Annotated in this window: 21 protein-coding genes; 15 read left to right on the top strand and 6 right to left on the bottom strand. The window is 42.7% G+C overall.

Annotation, left to right across the window (positions count from 1 at the left end; genetic code table 11):
* Nucleotides 1-39: 39 nt before the first annotated feature.
* Entirely contained in the window at nt 40-753 is a 714-nt protein-coding gene (locus tag GJS45_RS20830; protein WP_162343813.1) for a 16S rRNA (uracil(1498)-N(3))-methyltransferase, read from the top strand.
* A 62-nt stretch (nt 754-815) separates the two neighbouring features.
* Here GJS45_RS20830 and kdsB read toward each other — a convergent pair whose 3' ends face one another.
* Nucleotides 816-1550, bottom strand: a complete 735-nt coding sequence (kdsB, locus tag GJS45_RS20835; RefSeq protein WP_162343814.1) for a 3-deoxy-manno-octulosonate cytidylyltransferase — start codon at nt 1548-1550, stop codon at nt 816-818.
* A gap of 175 nt (nt 1551-1725) precedes the next feature.
* On the opposite strand from kdsB, the gene GJS45_RS20840 reads away from it, so the two are divergent.
* The 3 genes from GJS45_RS20840 (at nt 1726) to GJS45_RS20850 (ending at nt 4952) form a co-directional block, all read left to right on the top strand.
* Nucleotides 1726-3612: a CocE/NonD family hydrolase gene (locus tag GJS45_RS20840; RefSeq protein ID WP_162343815.1), complete on the top strand. Its 1887-nt coding sequence runs from the start codon at nt 1726-1728 to the stop codon at nt 3610-3612.
* 92 nt (nt 3613-3704) lie between these two features.
* On the top strand, nt 3705-4250 hold the full coding sequence (locus GJS45_RS20845; protein ID WP_162343816.1) for a ferritin: 546 nt from the start codon (nt 3705-3707) through the stop codon (nt 4248-4250).
* Between the two features lie 165 nt (nt 4251-4415).
* Nucleotides 4416-4952, top strand: a complete 537-nt coding sequence (locus GJS45_RS20850) for an META domain-containing protein (RefSeq protein WP_162343817.1) — start codon at nt 4416-4418, stop codon at nt 4950-4952.
* A 58-nt stretch (nt 4953-5010) separates the two neighbouring features.
* Here GJS45_RS20850 and GJS45_RS20855 read toward each other — a convergent pair whose 3' ends face one another.
* Both GJS45_RS20855 and GJS45_RS20860 read right to left on the bottom strand, forming a co-directional pair.
* Nucleotides 5011-6492: a nicotinate phosphoribosyltransferase gene (locus tag GJS45_RS20855; protein WP_162343818.1), complete on the bottom strand. Its 1482-nt coding sequence runs from the start codon at nt 6490-6492 to the stop codon at nt 5011-5013.
* 58 nt (nt 6493-6550) lie between these two features.
* Nucleotides 6551-7375 (bottom strand): DMT family transporter, encoded by an 825-nt coding sequence (locus GJS45_RS20860; protein ID WP_162343869.1) that lies wholly within the window; start codon nt 7373-7375, stop codon nt 6551-6553.
* A 287-nt stretch (nt 7376-7662) separates the two neighbouring features.
* Here GJS45_RS20860 and GJS45_RS20865 point away from each other — a divergent pair, with 287 nt between their 5' ends.
* Nucleotides 7663-8106, top strand: a complete 444-nt coding sequence (locus GJS45_RS20865) for a peroxiredoxin (protein WP_162343819.1) — start codon at nt 7663-7665, stop codon at nt 8104-8106.
* Between the two features lie 40 nt (nt 8107-8146).
* Here the strand turns inward: GJS45_RS20865 and GJS45_RS20870 are convergent, their stop codons facing one another.
* Both GJS45_RS20870 and GJS45_RS20875 read right to left on the bottom strand, forming a co-directional pair.
* Complete coding sequence (locus GJS45_RS20870; RefSeq protein ID WP_162343820.1) at nt 8147-9490, bottom strand: Gfo/Idh/MocA family protein; 1344 nt, start codon at nt 9488-9490, stop codon at nt 8147-8149.
* Nucleotides 9491-9519: 29 nt separating this feature from the next.
* A complete protein-coding gene (locus GJS45_RS20875; protein WP_162343821.1) occupies nt 9520-10281 on the bottom strand; it encodes a 3-keto-disaccharide hydrolase in 762 nt (253 codons plus the stop codon).
* A gap of 211 nt (nt 10282-10492) precedes the next feature.
* On the opposite strand from GJS45_RS20875, the gene GJS45_RS20880 reads away from it, so the two are divergent.
* From GJS45_RS20880 to GJS45_RS23745, 9 genes are all read left to right on the top strand, one after another.
* Entirely contained in the window at nt 10493-11671 is a 1179-nt protein-coding gene (locus GJS45_RS20880) for an aspartate aminotransferase family protein (RefSeq protein ID WP_162343822.1), read from the top strand.
* 54 nt (nt 11672-11725) lie between these two features.
* Nucleotides 11726-12133: a peptide-methionine (R)-S-oxide reductase MsrB gene (msrB, locus tag GJS45_RS20885; RefSeq protein WP_162343823.1), complete on the top strand. Its 408-nt coding sequence runs from the start codon at nt 11726-11728 to the stop codon at nt 12131-12133.
* Nucleotides 12134-12243: 110 nt separating this feature from the next.
* Complete coding sequence (locus GJS45_RS20890; RefSeq protein ID WP_235954902.1) at nt 12244-12840, top strand: hypothetical protein; 597 nt, start codon at nt 12244-12246, stop codon at nt 12838-12840.
* Complete coding sequence (locus GJS45_RS20895) at nt 12837-13376, top strand: 5' nucleotidase, NT5C type (protein WP_162343824.1); 540 nt, start codon at nt 12837-12839, stop codon at nt 13374-13376. The genes GJS45_RS20890 and GJS45_RS20895 overlap by 4 nt, the downstream gene beginning before the upstream one ends.
* A gap of 232 nt (nt 13377-13608) precedes the next feature.
* Nucleotides 13609-14586: an MBL fold metallo-hydrolase gene (locus GJS45_RS20900; RefSeq protein WP_235954903.1), complete on the top strand. Its 978-nt coding sequence runs from the start codon at nt 13609-13611 to the stop codon at nt 14584-14586.
* A gap of 1057 nt (nt 14587-15643) precedes the next feature.
* Entirely contained in the window at nt 15644-15868 is a 225-nt protein-coding gene (locus tag GJS45_RS20905) for a hypothetical protein (protein WP_162343826.1), read from the top strand.
* A gap of 1064 nt (nt 15869-16932) precedes the next feature.
* Complete coding sequence (locus GJS45_RS20910) at nt 16933-17469, top strand: diguanylate cyclase (protein WP_162343827.1); 537 nt, start codon at nt 16933-16935, stop codon at nt 17467-17469.
* A 6-nt stretch (nt 17470-17475) separates the two neighbouring features.
* Nucleotides 17476-18249, top strand: coding sequence for a hypothetical protein (locus GJS45_RS20915; RefSeq protein WP_162343828.1), 774 nt, complete (start codon nt 17476-17478; stop codon nt 18247-18249).
* Between the two features lie 184 nt (nt 18250-18433).
* Nucleotides 18434-18784, top strand: coding sequence for a type I restriction-modification system subunit M N-terminal domain-containing protein (locus tag GJS45_RS23745; RefSeq protein WP_202928146.1), 351 nt, complete (start codon nt 18434-18436; stop codon nt 18782-18784).
* Nucleotides 18785-19158: 374 nt separating this feature from the next.
* Here the strand turns inward: GJS45_RS23745 and GJS45_RS20925 are convergent, their stop codons facing one another.
* Entirely contained in the window at nt 19159-19617 is a 459-nt protein-coding gene (locus GJS45_RS20925) for a cold-shock protein (RefSeq protein WP_162343829.1), read from the bottom strand.
* Between the two features lie 373 nt (nt 19618-19990).
* On the opposite strand from GJS45_RS20925, the gene GJS45_RS20930 reads away from it, so the two are divergent.
* Nucleotides 19991-21274, top strand: a complete 1284-nt coding sequence (locus GJS45_RS20930; RefSeq protein ID WP_162343830.1) for an acetylxylan esterase — start codon at nt 19991-19993, stop codon at nt 21272-21274.
* The last annotated feature ends 52 nt before the right edge of the window (nt 21275-21326 follow it).

The following is a 21326-nucleotide window of genomic DNA, read 5'->3' on the forward strand; positions in this document are numbered from 1 at the left end:
AATGAATTTTTATAAATTCGACCAAACAACAAATCAAGGATGCAACTTTTTTTTGAAGAACATATCAACGGGGAGGCGTTTACACTAAGTGATAAAGAATCCCACCACCTGGTCAAGGTTTTACGAAAAAATATAGGTGACACCGTGCTTTTCACCAATGGAAAAGGATCGTTTTTTACCTGCATGATTGCGGAAAACCATCCAAAGAAGTGTAAACTAAAAATTATTGAACAGGAGTTTACTCCTCAGGAACCATTTCACATTCATCTTGCTGTGGCCCCTACCAAAAATACGGACCGTATGGAGTGGATGGTAGAAAAAATTACCGAAATCGGATTTAATGAGATCACTTTTCTGAAGACCACCCATATCGAACGAAGTCAGGTTAACCTGGATCGACTTACAAAAAAACTCATTGCAGCCTGCAAACAAAGTTTTAAAGCCTGGCTGCCGGAAATGAATGAGATCACTCCCTTTGAAGAATTTGTTGCGGACAAAACGTTTGCTACCTACGATCGGTACATTGCTTATCTGGATAAAGATAATACCCAACACTTGATGCAACTGGCAAAGCCCAACCGATCCTACCTAGTCTTAATCGGGCCGGAAGGAGATTTCAGTCCGGGTGAAATCAGCCTGGCGTTGGAAAAAGGCTTCAACCCCTGCTCCCTTGGAAAACACCGCCTCAGAACCGAAACAGCTGGCCTTGCTGCGGTTCATTCGTTAAACCTGGTTAACCTCTCGGAAGAATAAAGAGGAAACTGGGTGTAATTTTCTATTCAAACCATTGGCAAAGGGATGGGGCGGATACGGTTTTACCGTGGGTTGATAGCATCGAAATACCGAAGGGCTCTTTCCAGATCTTCCGGTACATCGATGGCCACCGCCTGGTGGCTGGTTTCGACCATCTTTACCCGATAACCGTTTTCCAGCAGTCGCAATTGCTCCAGCATTTCTACCTTCTCAAGTGCTGACTTCTCCCAACCGGTGAATTTCATCAGCAACGACTTTTTGTAGGCATAAATACCTATGTGCCTGAAATAATTCGGTTGGCTGTTATTGTCTCGTTGAAACGGTATGGGCGATCGGCTGAAATAAAGAGAAAAATTGTCAGAATCAGTGACGACTTTTACAATATTCGGGTTTTGAATCAAGGCATCTCCGGAGATGGGAGTCATTAAAGAAGCCACCTGTACCTGCTTGTCTGCAAATACCGCTACTAAATCCGAAAGGGATTTTTCATCCTGAAAAGGTTCGTCCCCCTGAACATTCACGATTATTTCGGCATCCAGGGACGCGGCTGCCTCCGCGATTCGGTCTGATCCGCTTTCGTGTTCCTTTTTACTAATAAATACCTTCCCTCCCTCCTGCTGAATGGCAGCAGCTATATCCTGGTGATCGGTAACCACCATTACTTCATCAAATACTCCGGTATTCAGGGTACTGAGGTAGGTTCGGGCAATCAGAGGCTTTCCCCTTAGATCGGCCAGCAACTTCGCAGGAAATCGGGTAGCGCCAAATCTTGCGGGAATTAATGCTACTGTTTTCATTTATTCAAATTACTGTTTTAACTTTATTCATCCGAACACTGTTCTACTCTCCGGTAACCAATGACTCGGGGGAAGGGACAAAACTAAAAAACAAAACTACTCATTTTTTACCCAAATGAAGTTTTAACCTTTCAAATTATAAAAAGTTTACATAAGCACAACCAAAGAAATAAAGATGCAACCTAAAAAAATAATTCGCTACCTGCTGGGATTCTGGATCCTTTCAGCGTTTTCATTTGTGCAGGCACAAAACGAAAATTTCGTTAAGGAAAATTATGTCAAAACGGAATACGACATCCCCATGCGAGACGGTGTAACCCTTCACACCGTTGTCTACCATCCAAAAGATCAATCGGTGAATTATCCCATTCTGATGCAACGTACTCCCTACAACGCGGGACCTTACGGGGAAGGGAACATGCGAAATGCTCTGGGTCCCTCTCCTTTTTTAATGAAAGACGGGTATATTTTTATTTATCAGGATGTCAGAGGTAGGTGGATGTCGGAGGGATTATACGACAATATGCGGCCAACCGTCGGTATCCGAACTGGAGACCCTGAGGAAATCGATGAGAGCACGGATACCTATGATACCATTGAGTGGCTACTGGAAAATTTGGAAAATCACAATGGAAAAGTCGGTCAATGGGGCATCAGTTACCCGGGGTTTTATAGTGCCGCCGCCCTTCCCTATGCCCATCCTAATCTGCTAGCGGTTTCACCTCAGGCTCCCATCGGCGATTTTTATTTTGACGACTTTCACCACAATGGAGCCTACTTTCTGAGCTACTGGTTGGCTACCACTGTATTCGGGTACCAGAAAGACGGCCCGACAGACGAGGCCTGGTATGAAATGGTGAATCCCGGAACGAATGACGGGTACCAGTTTTTTATGGATATGGGACCGCTGAAAAACGCCGATGCCTACTACGGGGAGGATAATTTTTTCTGGCAACAACTGAAATCCAACCCGAATTACAATGAGTTTTGGCAAGAGCGGAGTATCATTCCGCATTTAACCGATGTTTCTCCTGCTGTGATGGTGGTCGGAGGCTGGTTTGACGCAGAAGACCTCTACGGGCCCCTTACCATTTATAAAACCATCGAAAAAAACAACCCAGATACCTACAATACCTTGGTAATGGGACCCTGGTCCCATGGAGACTGGTCCAGAGAAAGAGGCGTTCAAACCGTTTCCAACATGTACTTTGGTGATTCTATTTCTACCTGGTACCAAAAAGAGGTAGAGTTTACATTTTTCAACCATTTCCTCAAAGGAGAAGGAAATGGGAATACCGGATTACCCGAAGCATACCTATTTGATACCGGTGAGAACCAATGGGCCAAATTTGAAAATTGGCCTCCAAAAGAAAGCGAATGGACGAGTTTTTACCTACAGGAAAACGGGGGCTTGTCTACGGATAAACCCAGTGGCAACCGGTTTTCCGAATTTGAATCCGATCCCGAAAATCCGGTTCCGTACAGCCAGGACATCAAACTCAATTTCACTCCCAGAAAATACATGGCCGATGACCAGCGATTTGCTGCCAGGCGACCGGATGTACTAACATTTGAATCCTCTGTGCTGGAAGACGATCTAACAGTGGCCGGTGAAATCATGGCCCAATTAAAAGTGGCCACCTCTCAAACCGACGCTGACTGGATAGTGAAAGTGGTAGATGTTTTCCCCGGGGACTACCCCAACCACGAATACGTTTTGGATGGTGTGGACATGGGTAATTACCACCTGATGGTGAGGTCAGAAGTGATAAGAGGCCGATACAGAGAAAGTTTTGAATCGCCCCGGCCATTCATTCCGGATCAGATTACAGATGTGGATTTTCAATTGCAGGATATTTACCATACCTTTAAGAAAGGGCATAAGATCCAAATTCAGATCCAAAGCACCTGGTTTCCATTAATCGACAGAAATCCACAAAAATACGTGGAGAACATTTTCGAAGCGGAGGAGGAAGATTTTGTGAAAGCCATTCATAAAGTATTTCATTCGGAGAATTACCCTAGTAAAATCAACCTGATGGTTTTGCCTAAATCCAACTAGCAAGTCTTTGATGGTCAATTCCATTCTGAAAGTGGCTTGTTTTAATGAAAAAATCGTTATTTTTAAGTTAAAGATGTAACTATATACACGCTATGAAAACAGTTGAAAGAGAAATTGTAACCTTAAAAAGGTCCTTACTTACCGATACAGAGCAAAAGCTCAACAAGCAGGTAGAAATGGAAGGAAAGTCTTCCGCCTACTACTTATCAATGGCTTCCTGGGCTGAAATGCAAGGCTTCACGAATTCCGCACGGTTTTTATACGACCATGCCGAAGAAGAGCGTGGGCACATGCTAAAATTATTCCGATACATCAATGAGGCTGGCGGACATGCTGTTCAACCGGAAATTACGAACATTCGGCATAACTTCAACTCGCTTCGCGAGGTCTTCGAATTGATTCTGGAACATGAAATTGAGGTAACGAAATCCATCAATCTGATCGTAGACCACTGTTTTAATGTGAAGGACTTTGCCACTTTCAGCTTTATGCAGTGGTATGTGACGGAGCAACGGGAGGAAGAAACCCTTGCGAGGAGGGCGTTGGAAATATTTGAAATTATCGGAGAAGAAGGCATAGGGCTATGGACCATTGACCAGGAACTAGGAAAGCTTCATGCCACTACCGACGGCCTTTAGGCTGATTTAGCAATGAAAAACCCTTTAGAATCTTATTTCTAAAGGGTTTTTACTTTTTGATAGGGTTTAATCTAATGCAAGTTGAATGTGGCTTAATATTTGCGCTTTTCATTTTAATCTTATCAATTAATTGTTATATTTCACTTGACATTGAACCCTATAACCATGATAAAAATATTCCCTATATGGATAGTATTGTTTTCAATGCTGGCAGGTTTAGGATTTGCGCAAATGCCGGATACCATAGAAATCGAACCGTTTCCCGAAAAGTCCCATAAAAACACCTCTCAAAAAGACCTGGAAGGCTTGTGGGAATTGAGTTACATCTACGACAAATTCAAGCCGTTCGAAGAACTATTTCCGGATAAGAAGCCTACCCTTTATTTTGACACGGCTAATAAGACCGCTATTGGACATACTGGATGCAATATTTTCAGCATTCTTACCTACCTGGAAGGAAATGGAATCGATGTGCTCGGATTTATGGGAATGACCGAGAAATGGTGTGAAGGGGATGGGGAGGACATTTTCCTAACCGTACTCAAGTCGGCACATACGTTTGAAATTGATGAGGAGGGAGTGCTTTCATTTTCTTGTGGGAATCTGGAAATCATGAAAATGAGAAAACTGGATGAGGATCAAAATCATCCTTTCACAATTCCCAAAATAGTCGCATTAGCTACCACATTTCCCCGATGGTGAAAATAGAATAGAAGGAAAGCACGCTGCTCGACGTTATATAGCAAGGCACTTTTTTTGATCAAGTACCATTGTCCATGGATTTTAACTTCAGTACCAGATTCGTTCTGAATTCATATAATCCGGCCTCTAAACCGACCGGATAAATATGGGGGTTAATAAGCCGTTTATGGGTTTTATCAAAAGCTTCCAATCTATTTTGAGCTTTCTCACGAATTTGGTGAATGGTGGGTCTGTGGTACACTTTTTTTCCATTCTTGAATATGGGTTTCAGCAAAACCTCCGTGCTGGCGTTCTCCACCGAAATCTTTTTTCTTCGGGTAGGATCAATGGGGTCAATAATGGTTACGGAATTGCCATGTTCCATTCCTTCCAGGTAAATCATATCCGCCATGGCTTTTCCACGAGAAGTAAAACGCATTACGTTATGATACCCGGGAATGTTAATCTTTATCGACTGTTGGGATAACTTAATTTTTGGCACCCAGTCTCCTTTGCGGTTTTTAAGGGCAGAAAGTTTGTAAACCGCCCCAAGGGCTGGTTGATCATAGGCGGTAACGAGTTTGGTCCCTACGCCCCAAATATCCACCGAGGCCTCCTGCATTTTGAGGGAGGTGATGATGTGCTCGTCCAAGTCATTACTGGCCACTATCTTCACTTCCGGAAATCCGGCTCTATCAAGCATTTCCCGAGCCTGATTGCTGAAATAGGCCAAATCACCCGAATCAATCCGGATCCCTTGCAGTTGTTTTCCATTTTCCCTTAATTTCCCGGCCAGGGTAATGGCATTTTTAACACCCTGAATAATATCATAGGTGTCCACCAAAAGCACCGTATTATCTGGAAAGGTCGCTGCATAAGCCTCAAAAGCTTCCATTTCGCTTTCAAAAGACATGATCCAGCTATGGGCATGGGTGCCTGAAACCGGAATATCAAACAGCTTCGCTGCCATGACATTAGAGGTTGAGGTACAACCACCAATATAAGAAGCCCGGCTGGCCGCTAACGCTCCATCTATTCCCTGAGCCCTTCTTAAACCGAATTCCATCACCGGATCGCCATTTGCGGCCAGCACAATCCGAGAAGCCTTGGTGGCAATCAGCGTCTGAAAATTAATGATATTCAATAAAGGTGTCTCCAGAAGCTGGCACTGAATCAGCGGGCCTTTTACCCGAACAAGCGGCATGTTTGGAAAGACCACTTCCCCCTCTTCCACGGCATCTATATCGCAGCTAAAGGTCATGTGTTTCAAGTAGCTGATAAATTCCGCTTCAAACACTTTTTCGCCTTTTTTATCTACCATTTCCGCTAAAAATGCCAGTTCCTTGTCGCCAAAGGTCATGTTTCGACAATAATCAATGATATAGTCCAAACCTGCAGCGACGGTGAATCCGCTCTGAAAAGGATTTTTTCTAAAAAAAAGATTAAATATGGCTTCTTCTTCCGCTTTACCAGCCTTCCAGTAAGCATAGGCCATGGTAAATTGGTAATAATCGGTTAGTAAAGTCAGCGAACTTTGGTAGAGATCTTTGGTGATTTTCATAAAAACTAGGTATAAAACCCAAATTTACAGGATTCGACTTCTTATGCCATATTTTGCCCTATTTATTTGAAGGAACCCCTCTTGAGTGAAGCAAGTTTAGGATGACCCCGGAAAGGACCAGCAGCATGCCACCATACGTCCATAGATTATAGGTCTCTTCAAATAAAACATAGCCAAATCCCAAGGCATACAAAATTCCCACATAGTTCAGACTGGCAACCTTCGCCAGGTTGGCATTTTGATAGGCCATGGTCATAAAATACTGTGCAAACTGAGTCAAAACACCTATCAACAACAGTAAACCCCAATCCCAGCCTTGAGGAGTTACCCAGAAATAATAGCTAATCAGCCCCGCAAACGGGGTAGTGACCAATGGGAAATAAAAAACGATTACCAAAGGATGCTCGGTGTTTTTCAGCTTCCGGATCACATTATAGGCCAGGCCGGAAAAAAGGGCTGAGGTAATCCCAATTCCCAAAAACACCGGATCAATTCGGGAATCAAAGCCCTCAATCATCAATACACCCGAAAAAGCCACGGCAAAATAGAGAAACTGAACGGGCAAGACTCTTTCTCTCACGATAAAAATCCCCAAAATGCTGGTAAACACAGGCCCTAGGTATTGGATCGTCACCGCACTGGCAAGTGGAATATTTTGCAAGGTATAAAAAAACGTAATCAGGCCAATAGAACCCACCACTCCCCTCAGTATCAACAGCTTTTTATTATTCCCCATCACGGGTACTCGCTGCTGTTTCAACAAAATATAACTGAATACAAAACTAAAAACAGAGCGGAAAAGGATGATTTCAATTGCAGGGATGTGCGGTAAATATTTGACCGTCACATTCATAAGGGCGAAAAAAAATCCAGCCAGCAACATGTGCCGGACGCTATCATTGCTCAAACCAATCGATTTACTTCGTGAGAAAACTTTTAGGATAAGTGAAAATTACTGCTTTTGGTTCCTTCCAGAGGAATATTTCAGGCTGTTTCTAAACTAATTTCCCCTCGTTTTGTTACTACCTAACATCCGAAAACTGGTCAGGTTTTGTTGCTATTCAGCCAACAATAAACGTTGGGTAGAGGAAACCTGACCGGTTTAACCTTTACTTTATCAGTTGAATATAGGATTAGGTAGCGGATTTGAAGTAATAAATTAAAAAAGAAATGGGATTAAAAATTGGTCAAAAAGCACCTGATTTTACTTTGCCATCTACTTCCGGCAAGCTATTTTCACTATCGAATGATCTAAAAGGCAAAGCCTGTGTGGTTTATTTTTATCCAAAGGATTTTACCGGAGGATGCACCGCTCAAGCCTGTGAATTCAGGGATCAATTTGAGGATTTCAGGGGCTTGGAGTTACCCGTAATCGGAATTAGCCGGGACGATATGCCCACCCACCTACGCTTCAAGAAAGAGCATGATTTACCGTTTGAATTGCTCTCCGATACTTCCGGCAAGGTATGCGAAAAATACGATGCCCTGGTTCCGCTTATTCGAATTCCAAAGCGAATCACCTACCTGTTGGATGAGAATCATCACATCAAGGATGTTTTTCAAAACATGCTGGATGCCAAAGCGCACATAAAACGCATGCTGGAAAATTATTAATAAAAAAGGGGCCAATTGGCCCCTTTTTTATTATGAACTATTAAACGCTGGGAAGTTTCCAGCCGTTATGATAGTCTGACTTCATCATTTTATTGGCTTTTTTATTCGTAAACTGATCCTTGGCAGCATCCCAGTAGATCTTTTCACCTAGTTTATAGGCGACATTTCCCATATGGGCATTGATGGCCGCCACCGATCCGGTTTTTATGCCACAATTAAGCATGGTTGGGTCGTTTGCTTTGATGGATTCTACGAAGTTCTTGCAATGAATGCGCTGGGCATTTCCTTCGGGTCGGACCAGCTCCATGGCTTCAATTTTCTCTTTTCGCTGGCCATCCACATTTTCTGTTTCCGCAATGACTTTCCAGCCACCCCTATTGACCACCAGGGTTCCGTTATTCCCAATAAAGGCGATTCCTTCCGTGGTTCCATAATTTCCGCCATCAATACCCGTAGCATGCTCCCACAGCATGTTAAACCCATCGTATTCGTAAACGGTTTGCAGGGTGTCGGGTGTTTCCGAAGCATCATCCGGATAAGCCAATTTACCACCCGAAGCCATGATGGACTTGGGGGCACTGACTCCCATGGCGAACAAGGCAATGTCAATTTCGTGTACGCCCCAGTCAGTCATAAGCCCTCCGGCATAATCCCAAAACCAGCGGAAATTAAAGTGAAATCGGTTGGGATTGAACGGCCTGTCGGGAGCAGGTCCCAGCCACATTTGATAATCGACTCCCGCCGGAGGCTGTGCGTTAGGCACTACAGGCACAGGCTTCATCCAACCCTGGTAGGCCCAGGTTTTTACCAGGCGAATATTTCCCAGTTTTCCAGACTTAACCATATCGATCGCCTGGGCGTATTGGGATCCGCTACGCTGCCACTGTCCTACCTGCACCAGTTTTCCGTATCGATCCGCCGCTTTTACCATCAGCTTACACTCTTCTATACTGTTAGCCAATGGCTTTTCGGTATAGGCGTGTTTACCGGCAGATAAGCTGTCTATCAGGTTCAGGCAATGCCAATGATCAGGCGTTCCGATGATGACGGCATCGATATCCGGATCCTCCAATAGCTGCCGGTAATCCTTGTATTGTTTGGGTCTCTTTCCCCTCAGTTTATAGACATCTTCGGTGCGTTGATCGAGTACATTCTGATCCACATCTGCCAATGCTACGCAATTGACTTCTGGTAAAAGCAAATGGCTGTTCATATTAGACCAACCCATGCCCTTACATCCAATAAGGCCGAAGTTGATCTGATCATTAGCGCCGACTTTCCTAAACGGTGCATTCAATTCTCCTGCGGATAGCGCAGCGGGAAAAGCCGCCATTCCGGCCGAAGCCAGTAAAGAACGGTGTAAAAATTTTCTTCTTGAATTCATGATTTGATTGGTTTATTACAGCGAATACCTCAATCTAGTTTTCTCACCCAGATATTTCTAAAGCTAACAGGATTACTATGATCCTGGATATGGAAGGGTAATTTTTCGGGATGCGCCACATAATGAGGAATCCCGATGTATTGGGTTGGGCCTTTCAGCTCTACATTATTTTGTACCAAAATACCATTATGAAAAACGGTTATCCGTGCCGGTGAAATCAACATTCCGTCTTCGTTGAATCTGGGAGCCGTAAATACGGCATCGTAGGTATTCCACTCCCCGGGAGCACGCATGGCGTTAACGAGGGGGGGATGTTGCTTGTAAATGCTGGCGGCCTGACCGTTCGAATAGGTTTCGTTATCGTAGGAATCTAAAATTTGCAGCTCGTATTTTCCCATAAAGAAAAATCCGGAATTACCTCTTCCCTGTCCGTTTCCTACCACTTCGCTAGGTGCACGCCATTCGATATGTACCTGAACATCTCCAAAAGCTTCTTTGGTCTTTATGCCGCCGGTTCTGGGAGCTACTGTCAGAATCCCATCTTCCACGTTCCATTTAGGAAAACTTCCATCTCTTTCACTTACCCAGGCATTCAAATCGTTGCCCCCAAAGAGTACGATCGCATCTGCAGGCGGAAGGTGGTTTTCGCTACCCGGGCTTACAGGCTGTACTTTTGGTTCGTAGAATTCGGTTGCTTCCGGTGGTAATTTGGTTTCATTTTGCTGGGCAAAAAGGGAAAATGAACTGACTGATCCCAGCAATAACAACAAGCTAAGGCATTTAAATTTCATAGGTTTTTTTTAGTTTACGGTTTATTGAAGGATCAAATTAAGGGATTTGAATGAAATAATCCGTCATCCCAGCGAAATTATTTAAAGTTTGCAGCCAATTCACTGTAAACCGGCAGGGATTCGTTTCGGTTTTATTTAACGCTGGCATATGTGTACTTTTGCAGCATTCGTAAACCCAAGCCGATACGCCCAATAAACTGCATCGCAATTCATGAATAATCGTCAACTATTTCTTGCTCATTTAGCCCAGACAACCGATTTCCCGCTTATGATCGAAATAGAGAAAGCCGAGGGCGTATTTCTCTACGGGCCGGACGGAAAGCAGTACCTGGACCTGATTTCCGGTATCGGGGTAAGTAACGTGGGCCACCGGCACCCAAAGGTCCTCGCAGCCATACAGGCACAACTGGACAAGTACCTTCACCTGATGGTGTATGGCGAATACGTGCAACAACCCCAGGCCCTATTGGCGCGGGCACTGGTACAGACCTTACCCGACCCGCTAGACAACGTTTACCTGGTAAACAGTGGCAGTGAGGCGGTGGAAGGAGCCTTGAAACTGGCTAAAAGGTACACCAATCGCCGGGAAATACTGTCCTGTGAAAATGCCTACCATGGATCCTCCCATGGGGCACTTTCCGTCGGAGGTAATGAACAATTTAAACGAGCCTATCGTCCGCTTGTACCCGGAATACGCCAAATTGCTTACGGAAATCAGGACCATCTGGAAGCGATTACCACTGATACAGCAGCCATAATCCTGGAAACCATACAGGGAGAGGCAGGAGTACGGGTGGCTGACAGGGCCTATTTTCAGGCCTTGAGAAAAAAGTGCAATGAAACAGGAACCCTTCTCATATTGGACGAGATACAAGCCGGATTCGGAAGAACAGGGACATTCTGGGCTTTCGAGGATTTTGGAATCCAACCGGATATCCTGGTCTGCGCCAAAGGTATGGGCGGAGGCATGCCTATCGGTGCCTTTATTTCGTCCAGGGAGATCATGTCAGTATTAAAGAATAATCCGCTTTTGGGTCATATCACCACCTTTGGGGGACATCCGGTAAGTGCTGCCGCTTCCCTGGCCACCATTCAGGTTATTCAGGACGAGGCATTGGTCGCTGCTGTGACCGAAAAAGCCAACTTGTTCAAAAAGCTTCTGGTGCATCCAAAAATAACCGGTATTCGAAACAAAGGACTAATGATGGCCCTAAGTTTCGAGTCTTTTGAAGTCCTGAAACCGATCATTGACCGGTGCATAGATAATGGCGTGATCACCGATTGGTTTTTGTTTTGTGACAATGCCATGCGCATTGCCCCTCCCCTGACGATTAGTCGCTCGGAAATTGAATTTGCCTGTTCCCAGATTATTCGATCCATCGATTCGTAGCGAAACCATTCCGGCTAAATAGGAGTTATGGTATAGAAATAAAGATAGGATAGTATGGAAAATGATGCGGCAAAAAAGCTGACTGAAGAAGATTGGAAAAGCAAGTTGGATCCGGATGCCTACCGGGTGTTAAGGCAAAAAGGAACAGAAAGGGCTTTTTCCGGAGAATATTATCTCAATAAGGCCACAGGAATTTATGAATGTCGTGGTTGCGGGAATGAAATATTCCACAGCCGTGATAAATACGACAGTGGATGCGGTTGGCCCAGTTTTACCCATCCGGTTTCAAAAGATGCCATCACTGTTACCATGGATTATTCGCATGGCATGGTGCGAGAGGAGATTTGTTGTGCCGTTTGTGGCGGCCATTTAGGACATCGCTTTCCAGATGGCCCATCAGACAAGGGAGGTACCCGGTATTGTATAAATTCAATCTCCATGGATTTCAAAGAAAAAACATAAAAAGCCGATCTCTTTGAAAAAAATAAGCTGAATTCGTGTATTATTTTTTAGTTTTGCATGAATATTGTTGAGGGAAGCAATACGAATCAGCATTATAACACAGCCCTATTATGAAAGTTACCTTTTTTTTATTTACGCTTTTTATAGCCTTTCAGGCAGCAACCTTCGCTCAAGGTGAAAGCGCCGAAACGGAAACCGCAGAAAACGGCACGATCCAGGAACAATTTGAAAACCTGAAACGGATTTCTTCCAATTATCAGGAATACAAGGTAATCAAAAGAGCGGAATTGGATCAACTTCAGGCCACCATCCTTGACTCTACACAAAGGTATCAGAATGAAATTCAGGAGTTAAAAAGGAGCCTCTCGGAAAACAACAACCAGGTTACCCAATTAAACAGTGAATTGGCCGAAACCAGGGAGGAACTGGCTCGTGCCATTGAAGAAAGAGACAGCTTCAGTATCTTTGGGTTCCTTTTGCACAAGCAATTTTACAACAATCTGGTATGGGGAGTCATAGTCCTTCTACTCCTTGTTCTGATTATTTCGTTTATTCAATTCAAACGCGGCCATAAAATTACGGCCGAAACCCAACAGACCCTGGAAGATCTTCGGGAAGAATTTGATCAACACCGCCGCAATACCTTGGAAAGGGAACGCAAACTCAACAGGCAATTGGTAGATGCCTTAAATAACAAAGACGCATGAAGAGCATTGCCGTGGATATGGACGGTGTATTAGCTGATGTCTACCGTCAATTTTTAGAAATGCATTTTCAGGATACAGGAGAAAAAATAAGTCCGGAGGCCATCCGTGGCCTAAAAGAAGCAGAGGCCTTTCCACTACTAAAAAAGCATGTGTATGCTCCGGGCTTTTTTGAAAATGCTCCATTAATCCCTGGGGCGCAGGATTCCTTGAAAAAAATAAGTGCTCATTATAAGGTATTTATTGTCTCCGCAGCCACCGAATTCCCATTGAGCTTATACGAAAAACAACGCTGGCTGAACAAGCATTTTCCCTTTATTCATTGGCGGCAGATGGTATTTTGTGGGTCGAAGGAAATTATCAAAACGGATATAATGATCGACGATCATTTTAAAAACCTGGATCACTTTAGCGGAGAAACGTACCTTTTCAGCCAACCCCATAATGAGACCACTTCTCCGGGAAAACATGTTCGGGTAAGCTCCTGGAAAGAGGTGGAGAAGCTATTACTTCCCGACCCTGATAAATGGCAGCAGTAACCATGTCATGGTTAGCCTGGATTAAAACCTTTTTATCAGCGAGGTGGTTTTCCATTTACCAGACTTAGCAAAGCCCATTCCTTTCCAGTTGAAGTCATCTTGAATACTCCGTAAGCAAATGAATTATAACACAAGGACCGAAGTGAAAATAGGACTCTTAATCCTGGCAAGCACGGTTTTTTTTCTAACTGTTGGGTGCAGTTCTTCAAAAGATTCAAATAAAACCACTTACATGCACAACCCCGAATTGAAGACCGTGCACCCCTCGCCGGATTGGAAAGGAAATCCGGTCAACGGTAAAGGTCAATTTACCAACCTATACCATGAATTTGAGTCCAGTTTTGGGGACTTGTGGAAATGGCAAACCTCCGAAAACCCGCAAAAGGAGGAAAAGGAAGCAGAGACACGTACCCTGAACGTCAAAGAAATAGCTACCCTACCAGAAGGAGAAAGTGATTTTCTAATCTGGCTGGGGCATGCCAGCTACCTGATGCGAATTAACGGGAAGATGATTTTAACCGATCCGGTATTATTTGATAACATCTTTCTGAAAAGAGAAAGCAAACTACCATTTTCACCCGAATCCCTCCCGCCGATCGATTACCTTCTCCTTTCTCACAATCACCGGGATCATTGCGACAAAAAGACCATTCGTTTTTTATCGGATAACCATCCCGATATGAAAATTCTCACCGGCTTAAAGCTGGGAGAAGTCATTGGGGGATGGACAAACGGCCAGGAAATTCAGGAAGCCGGCTGGTACCAGGAATTTAAGACCGAAGGACTTAGCATCACCTACCTGCCAGCCCGTCACTGGTCCAGAAGGTGGCTTTGGGATCTGAATGAAAATTTATGGGGAGGCTTTTATTTGACAGGTTCGGACAAGACCGTCTACTTTATGGGAGATAGCGGATACGGAGCCCATTTCGGAGATATTTCTGACATCATGGGCAAGCCCCAATACTGCCTGATGGGCGTAGGTGCCTACAAACCGGAATGGTTTATGGCCCAAGCCCATATCAGCCCAACCGACGCAATCAAGGCTTTTAATACGCTGGGAGGCAGCTATTTTATTCCCATGCACTTCGGAACGTTTGACTTATCGGACGAACCTAGAATGGAGCCCTGGGACCTGTTAACCGCAAATCAAAACAGCATCAATGGGAAATTAATCAATCCCGTAGTAGGAATCGATTTATTTCAGGACTGATTTGGCTATTTCCAAAGAAATGGAAATTAAGCTCCCAAATGTAGCCCAGGCAAGTTTATAGTAGCTTCAAATTGACTTTGAGGCTTTTTTTATGTTCTTTCTTGGGACTTCGATAAGGTAGGTTAATTGATCTTTGGAAATCTCATTTGTTACAAGAAAATTATCAGATTGAAATTTTTAAATTAGGAATTTCGCCAGTAATCCAGATTGGAATAATAAACGATCAATGAAATAGTGCGAAGAAGACCACTCAAATGCGTTTTCTCTATGTAAAACAGAGCTTTTAGAATAAAATAGACTCTATTCCCGGTGATTTCTCCGATTATATGTATTAACGCTAAACCTGAACTTCATAGCGTTTTAGCTTTGTTTTACCTTGTCACTTTTTTGCTGCAGAGCCCGTCCCGAGCAGGGAAGCGAATCGGGATCAAAAAAGTGACCAAAAAACCCCGCCGCTGTGCATCTTTTGGCTAAAACCCGGGCGCCTCCCGCGCATAGGCAAACTCCTCAGGTTTTGGTAATAAATGCATGTTTTAAGTAAAGCAATACTAAACCAAAACCATCGTCAGACATGCCTCTGCCTTTACCACCTCACTGCCCGGATTTCTTAACGCCAAAACCTGCAAGGCGGAAAGATACTATTTAACCTGAAATAACCGGTAGTAAATATAGTGGTTTGACCTGGCGGCACTTTCGCCTTCCGAGCGGCAAACTATTCCTAAAATGGGAGATGGCACTGCCCCCTTTGTAGAAAAGTTGCTTATGTCACCTAAAAATAACTAAAGGGTGCAGTTGGATTTCTCCAGGCGGCTCCCTTTTTCAATTGTCGGGCAGGCCCCAAATTAAACTTTCTTTTTTAGATTCCAGGCCCGAGCGTTTCTTTTCCGAAATTCAATGCTGCAGTGCAGAAGTCGAATTTTCAGCTCTTTATCTTTAGTCAAACGCATTTCTGCTCCAATTTCTTTGCACAAAGACACAATCTTCCCCTTTTAACTTCATGGCTTGTTCTTGGACACAAAACATAAAATAAGTAGATTGGAAGAAAAGTGAACCAATCATGGATGAAATAAAACAGCCATTGTCCAACGGGCAACTTGAAATTTTAAAAGCCTTTTCCCACAATCTGACCGATGAGGAGCTAAAGGATTTCAAGGAAACGATTGCTACCTTTTTCGCTGACAGAGCGATAAAATCGGCAAACAAGGTTTGGGATGAAAAAGGATGGACAGACGAAGACGTCAACAGGATGCTTCGTACAAAAATGAGAAAATCGAAAAAATGATTCCGTTAATTACGGAGCAAAAATGAACGCTGCAGATGCCAAGGTAATCTATGAGGACCTCAGGAAACGGTTTGAAAAGCCCGGTAGTGCTTCAACCAATGGAACGGATGTGTAAAAAAAGAAAAGTTGCTTATGTCACCTAAAATTAACTAAAGGGTGCAGGTGGATTTCTCCAGACTGCGCCCTTTTTCAATTTTCGGGCAGTCCCCAAATTAAACTTCCTTATTTCGATTCCAGGCGCCGTGTTAAGCGTCCCAACTTCAAATCTGCGGTTCTCAATTGAAAACGTTCACTTTTTAACTTCAATCATGTGGCTTTTTGCTCGACTGATCTGCCAAAAAGACACCATTTTCCGCCTTTTAGCTGCACTGACCCACTTCCGAACTCCAAGCTTCCGGTTCAGAACCTGACAGGCCGAGTTCCGAAGTACTCCCCCCCACTTCGGAAGTACCCCTTTCGCATAAGAACCTGAATAATTTCCGGTCAAAATGTCAGGAATTTCTATTTTTTCCCTGAAAGTTCCGAATTTTAGGTCAAAATTTGAGGTTCCGAACCGCAAAGGGGTACTTCCGAACCGCAACGTTCGAGTTCCGAACCTCAGGCTTGTCAGTTTGAAGTCCCTCCCCCCACTTCGCAAGTAGGGGAAGGGACTTCATAAGTGGAGGGGGGTACTTGCGAAGTACCTCCAGGCAATTCGGAAGTATCCTTTTTTTATTTTTTCCTTCCGGAAATTTTCTTGCTATCAGCTTTTTTTGATGGCAGGATTGGATTTTTCGAAACGGACCCCTACCCATTTAAGAAAAATGTACTATATTGTTCGTGTATATGGAGTAAGGTTTGGAACCTGATCGCAAGATTGGTTCTTAACTAATTCATATGTTTTTAAAAACCACTGTATAGCCGAAACTATAGAATTTTCCTTGCTCCTTGTTACTAGAATGGCCCGGTAGCAAAATTTAATAACCGAGATTATTTACCCAATTTGGGCAAACAAAGCTAGTTTTGTCATGGATAAAATACGTAGCCATTAGTATTCAAAACTATAATTCAATTGAAAATCCCCTATGCATGACCATCAATCGTATTCGTTTTTTAAAAATCAAGAATATAATTACCATCTGGAACCAATGTGTGCTTTAGACCCATTATTGTTAATTCCACGATTAGAATATTTACCACCGATTTTTGACCTTGTTAAGAAGCGAAATAGTAATTATTCAATTGTATTTTTAGACTTAAAAAATTTTCATATTGTGAATGATATTTATGACTATGACACAGGAGATAAAGTAATCTTAAAATTTATTGATATAGCTAGAAGTTCAATACCTAAAGGATCAATAACGTTAAGATTTAGACACGGAGATGAATTTATATTTTTCATTCCTAAAAGCTTAATTAAAACCAATCAAATTTTTGTACGAATAAAAAATAATTGTGAAAAATTTAATTTCTTTTCAAATTATAAGAAAGACTCAATTGAAATATCCTTTCGTTTTGCTGCAGTAGAAGTTAATAGGGCAAAAACGTTTAGAGAGCTTCTTCAAATTGGAGAAGAAAAACTAAGAGATGTTAAAAAAGTAGGAAGTCCAAGAACGTAGTTTTAAATGATTAACAAAAGGAAATTAAGTCAAGGATTAGGTAATAGTGTTTACAAATTTGTAAATAGAAGTAAGTTAGTAATTCATGCAAATAGGTCTTTGGTGAATATTATTTCTGCTTGGGTTTTAGGTATCGCAACTATATTGGGAATTTTACCACTTTTTATTGAGAAAGATTCGAAAATATTGAAAGAAAAGTTTGAGATTTTAAAAAACAACCTATATAGTTATGCTAATTATTATTGGAGTACAGAAGCTATTTTCTTTTTAATAATTTTCCTGATAATCTGGCTAAGTATGATTTACTATCAACAAGAAGTAAGAATACTTAAATACAATTTGGAAAGAAAAATTGATATTCAAAACAATCTAAGTTATACTTTTAAGGTTAGGCCAAAAAATCATTATGTTAGCTTGATTTATGGAAAATTAGGCAAAAATGCTTTGGAGGTAAAAAAATCTCTGTCTGGTGGTCTTATCGAAAAAATCGATATGAATATAAAAAAATATGAAGATGTATTTTGGATATCTGCCGATGAAATAGGAATAATAATTTATGAGGTCCAAGGTAAAAGTGAAAGTTTTTTTATGAATGCAATTCTGCGAGATAAATTAATTACAGAGATAGGCGATGAGATGGGAAGCAAATTTTATGACAACACCAAATTTGTAAATATTAAAATTGATGATGGAGAAACCCTATCAGATATTGAGAACAAAGCAAGAACTGAATGGGCAATATTGTATTCAACCGAAGAAAATATTAAGGGTAAAAATTAACGCATGTAAACCCAAATCTGACGGTTATACGGTTGGTATTACCATATAATAAAATACTACACAAATTTATTTAAAATTGGTTTTTCTTGAGACAATATCCCAAAACAAAGAAGGAAGAACCTTGGTTTTCAGCAGCCCACGGTCAGAAAAGAATGAAACTAAAAATTTGAAATAATCGAAAAAAATGTTCGAACAAACCTTCAAAAATATAGACGATATCCTGCACAAAGATGCCGGCTGTGGTAGTGAATTGGATTATGTGGAGCAGACTTCCTGGGTGTTGTTTTTGAAATACCTGGACGACCTGGAGCGGGATCGGGCTACTGCTGCGGAACTGACCGGAAAAACCTACACGCCCATCATCATCGAACCGGAATATCAATGGTGCGTTTGGGCAGCTCCTAAGCTTGAACGAGACAAGCTTTCGAAAGGCGGGTCAGTCAAAATCCTCTACACCATCCTGCCGTCTTATTTTTTTAGCAAAAAGCGGGCAAAGGGCGATTGGATTAACAAAAATACAAGTTGCTATTTGTAGCCTTTCTCGGGCGACTCTTCGCCAGTATGCTACTTTATTTCATCGGAGACCTGCTCTATGGCAACAGCTATTCCAATGGGTAGATGTATATCGGGAAGCCCTATCAAATGCCTGAAAGCATCCATCAACAGGAAAAAGCCCTGATTTTTGCCCTCATGGCACTCAAAAGAAAAGCTCGCCGACTCACCCTTGTGGTTTAACGTGATTCTTTGCCCTATAACATCATAGAAGAATATATCACCTGTTTCTCATGTAATAATTAATGTAAAGGATTAATTGGGGAATGAGAAATATTAGAATTGTCGCAAAAGAAACCGGTAGGGATTTCCCATCATCGATGCTCCACCGCCAGGCGATTCACAAAGGGGGAGCGACTATTTGGCCAACTTCACATCAATGGCACTCAGCCCTTTCGGAGTTCTCTCGGTTTCGAAGGTGACCTGGTCATTTTCACGAACATCATCGACCAAACCCTTTACGTGTACAAACACGCTATCCTGGGATTCCAGGTCTTTGATAAAACCATATCCCTTGGACTCATTGAAAAAGGTGACCTTTCCCTTCCTTCGCAGATCTTCCGGATCCACAGGAGCTTGTTTGGACACACTGACTTCAATATCCTCCAATTCGATTTTTTTCTTTTTTACCGTTGGATCGGGAGGAGTAGAAGTAATATTGCCCTCATCATCGACATAGGCAATCATGTCATCCAGATCGCCCCCTTTATTGGAATTCGATTTTCTGGCTTCTTTCTTTTCTTCTTTCTCCTTCTTCTTCCTTAATCTTTTTTTCTCTTTTTCTTTTTTGTTAAAAGTTTCTTTCGATTTTGCCATAAATTAATTTTTGTTGAACGTAACTTACTCCTAACACACAACACAGATTATCCGAATAAGATTGCATAAAAGCCTGATGTTTCTACTAATCGAACGACACTAGGAACTGAAATAAAAAAATCAATTTCGATCAGTAACCTAATCCTGGAAAGCATGTTGTGGCTTTTTAGGATCACAAATTTGACCAAAAAAATGGATTTTTCCTATTTCATTGCTGCAATATATTTCTCAATGTGCTTCTATTTTGATTTTACCCCAGTTTAATTCGGGTAAGCGATTGGTATACTCGGTATTCCATTTTAATTTAGGAAACTAATTTTGCCAACAACTTCAAAACCAACCAAAATTTCCCACATCTAACCCACCCCTATTTATGAGAAAGACTGCATTACTACTGTTTTTTCTAGCCTGGATTACTTCCCTGGACTCATTGGCCCAATCCCAGCAAGGCCAGTACATCCGCATCATGGTCAGCCCATCCGCACCGGACATGATCTATGGTACCGGAGAGACCATCACGTTTGATGTGGCGATCTACAAATTTGGACAATTAGTAAAAGACGCTGACATCCAGTACGAGATTGGTCCGGAGCTAATGGAACCCGAAATAAAAGGCCAAACGGTGCTAAAAACGGGTAGCGGACAGATTAAAGGAGGAGAGTTATCCGTTCCGGGTTTTATCAGGTGCAAAATCACCTATCAGGAAGATGGAAAAACCTATCAAAACACGGGCACTGCTGGCATCGATCCCGAATCCATTGAACCCACCACCAGTCTGCCGGATGATTTTTCCGAATTCTGGAAAAAGGGCAAAGAGGAGTTAGGCCAAATCCCCCTCGAACCCGTCCTGACACACCTTCCCGATCGGTCAACCCACCTAACAGATGTATACCATGTACAATTCAGAAATATCAGCGGGTACATCTATGGGACTCTCAGCAAGCCCAAAAAACCCGGTACCTATCCGGCTATTTTACATGTTCCGGGAGCCGGAATTAGACCTTATTATGGGGCCAATAAGGATGAAAATGTAATTTCATTGCAAATTGGTATACATGGCATTCCGGTAAACCTGTACGATTCCCCCATTTATCAAAACCTCTCGGCTGGAGCCCTAAGGGATTACAACCGGATTTTTCTGGAAGATAAAGACCGGTATTATTACAAAAGAGTGTATCTGGGCTGCGTTAGAGCAGTGGATTTTATCTATTCGCTGAGTGAATTCGACGGCGAAAACCTGGCCGTTATGGGAGGTAGTCAGGGAGGCGCCTTGTCCATCGTTACGGCCAGTCTCGACGACCGAATTGATTTCCTGGTAAGTTATTACCCTGCCCTTTCAGATCTTACCGGGTACCTGCACGGACGGGCCGGCGGCTGGCCTCACCTATTCAAAGAGGAATGGACCAATCAACCGGCCAAGGTTGCTACTTCAAAGTATTATGATGTGGCCAATTTTGCCCGATTTATTAAAGTACCCGGATTCTATTCCTGGGGATTCAACGATAATGTGTGCCCGCCAACCTCCATGTATGCAGCCTACAATGTCATCCCTGGGGATAAGACCTTATCTCTTTATCAGGATGCCGCTCATTGGCGCTATGCTGAACAGAGCGAAGAAGGCCATGCCTGGATCATGAAAAAACTAGGCGTCGAATAACGAATTCAAAGGAAAATCCGGCAGGGGTATTTCTTCAGACCCACTGCCGGAT

Source organism: Cyclobacterium salsum (assembly GCF_010119245.1).
GTDB classification, from domain to species: Bacteria; Bacteroidota; Bacteroidia; order Cytophagales; family Cyclobacteriaceae; genus Cyclobacterium; species Cyclobacterium salsum.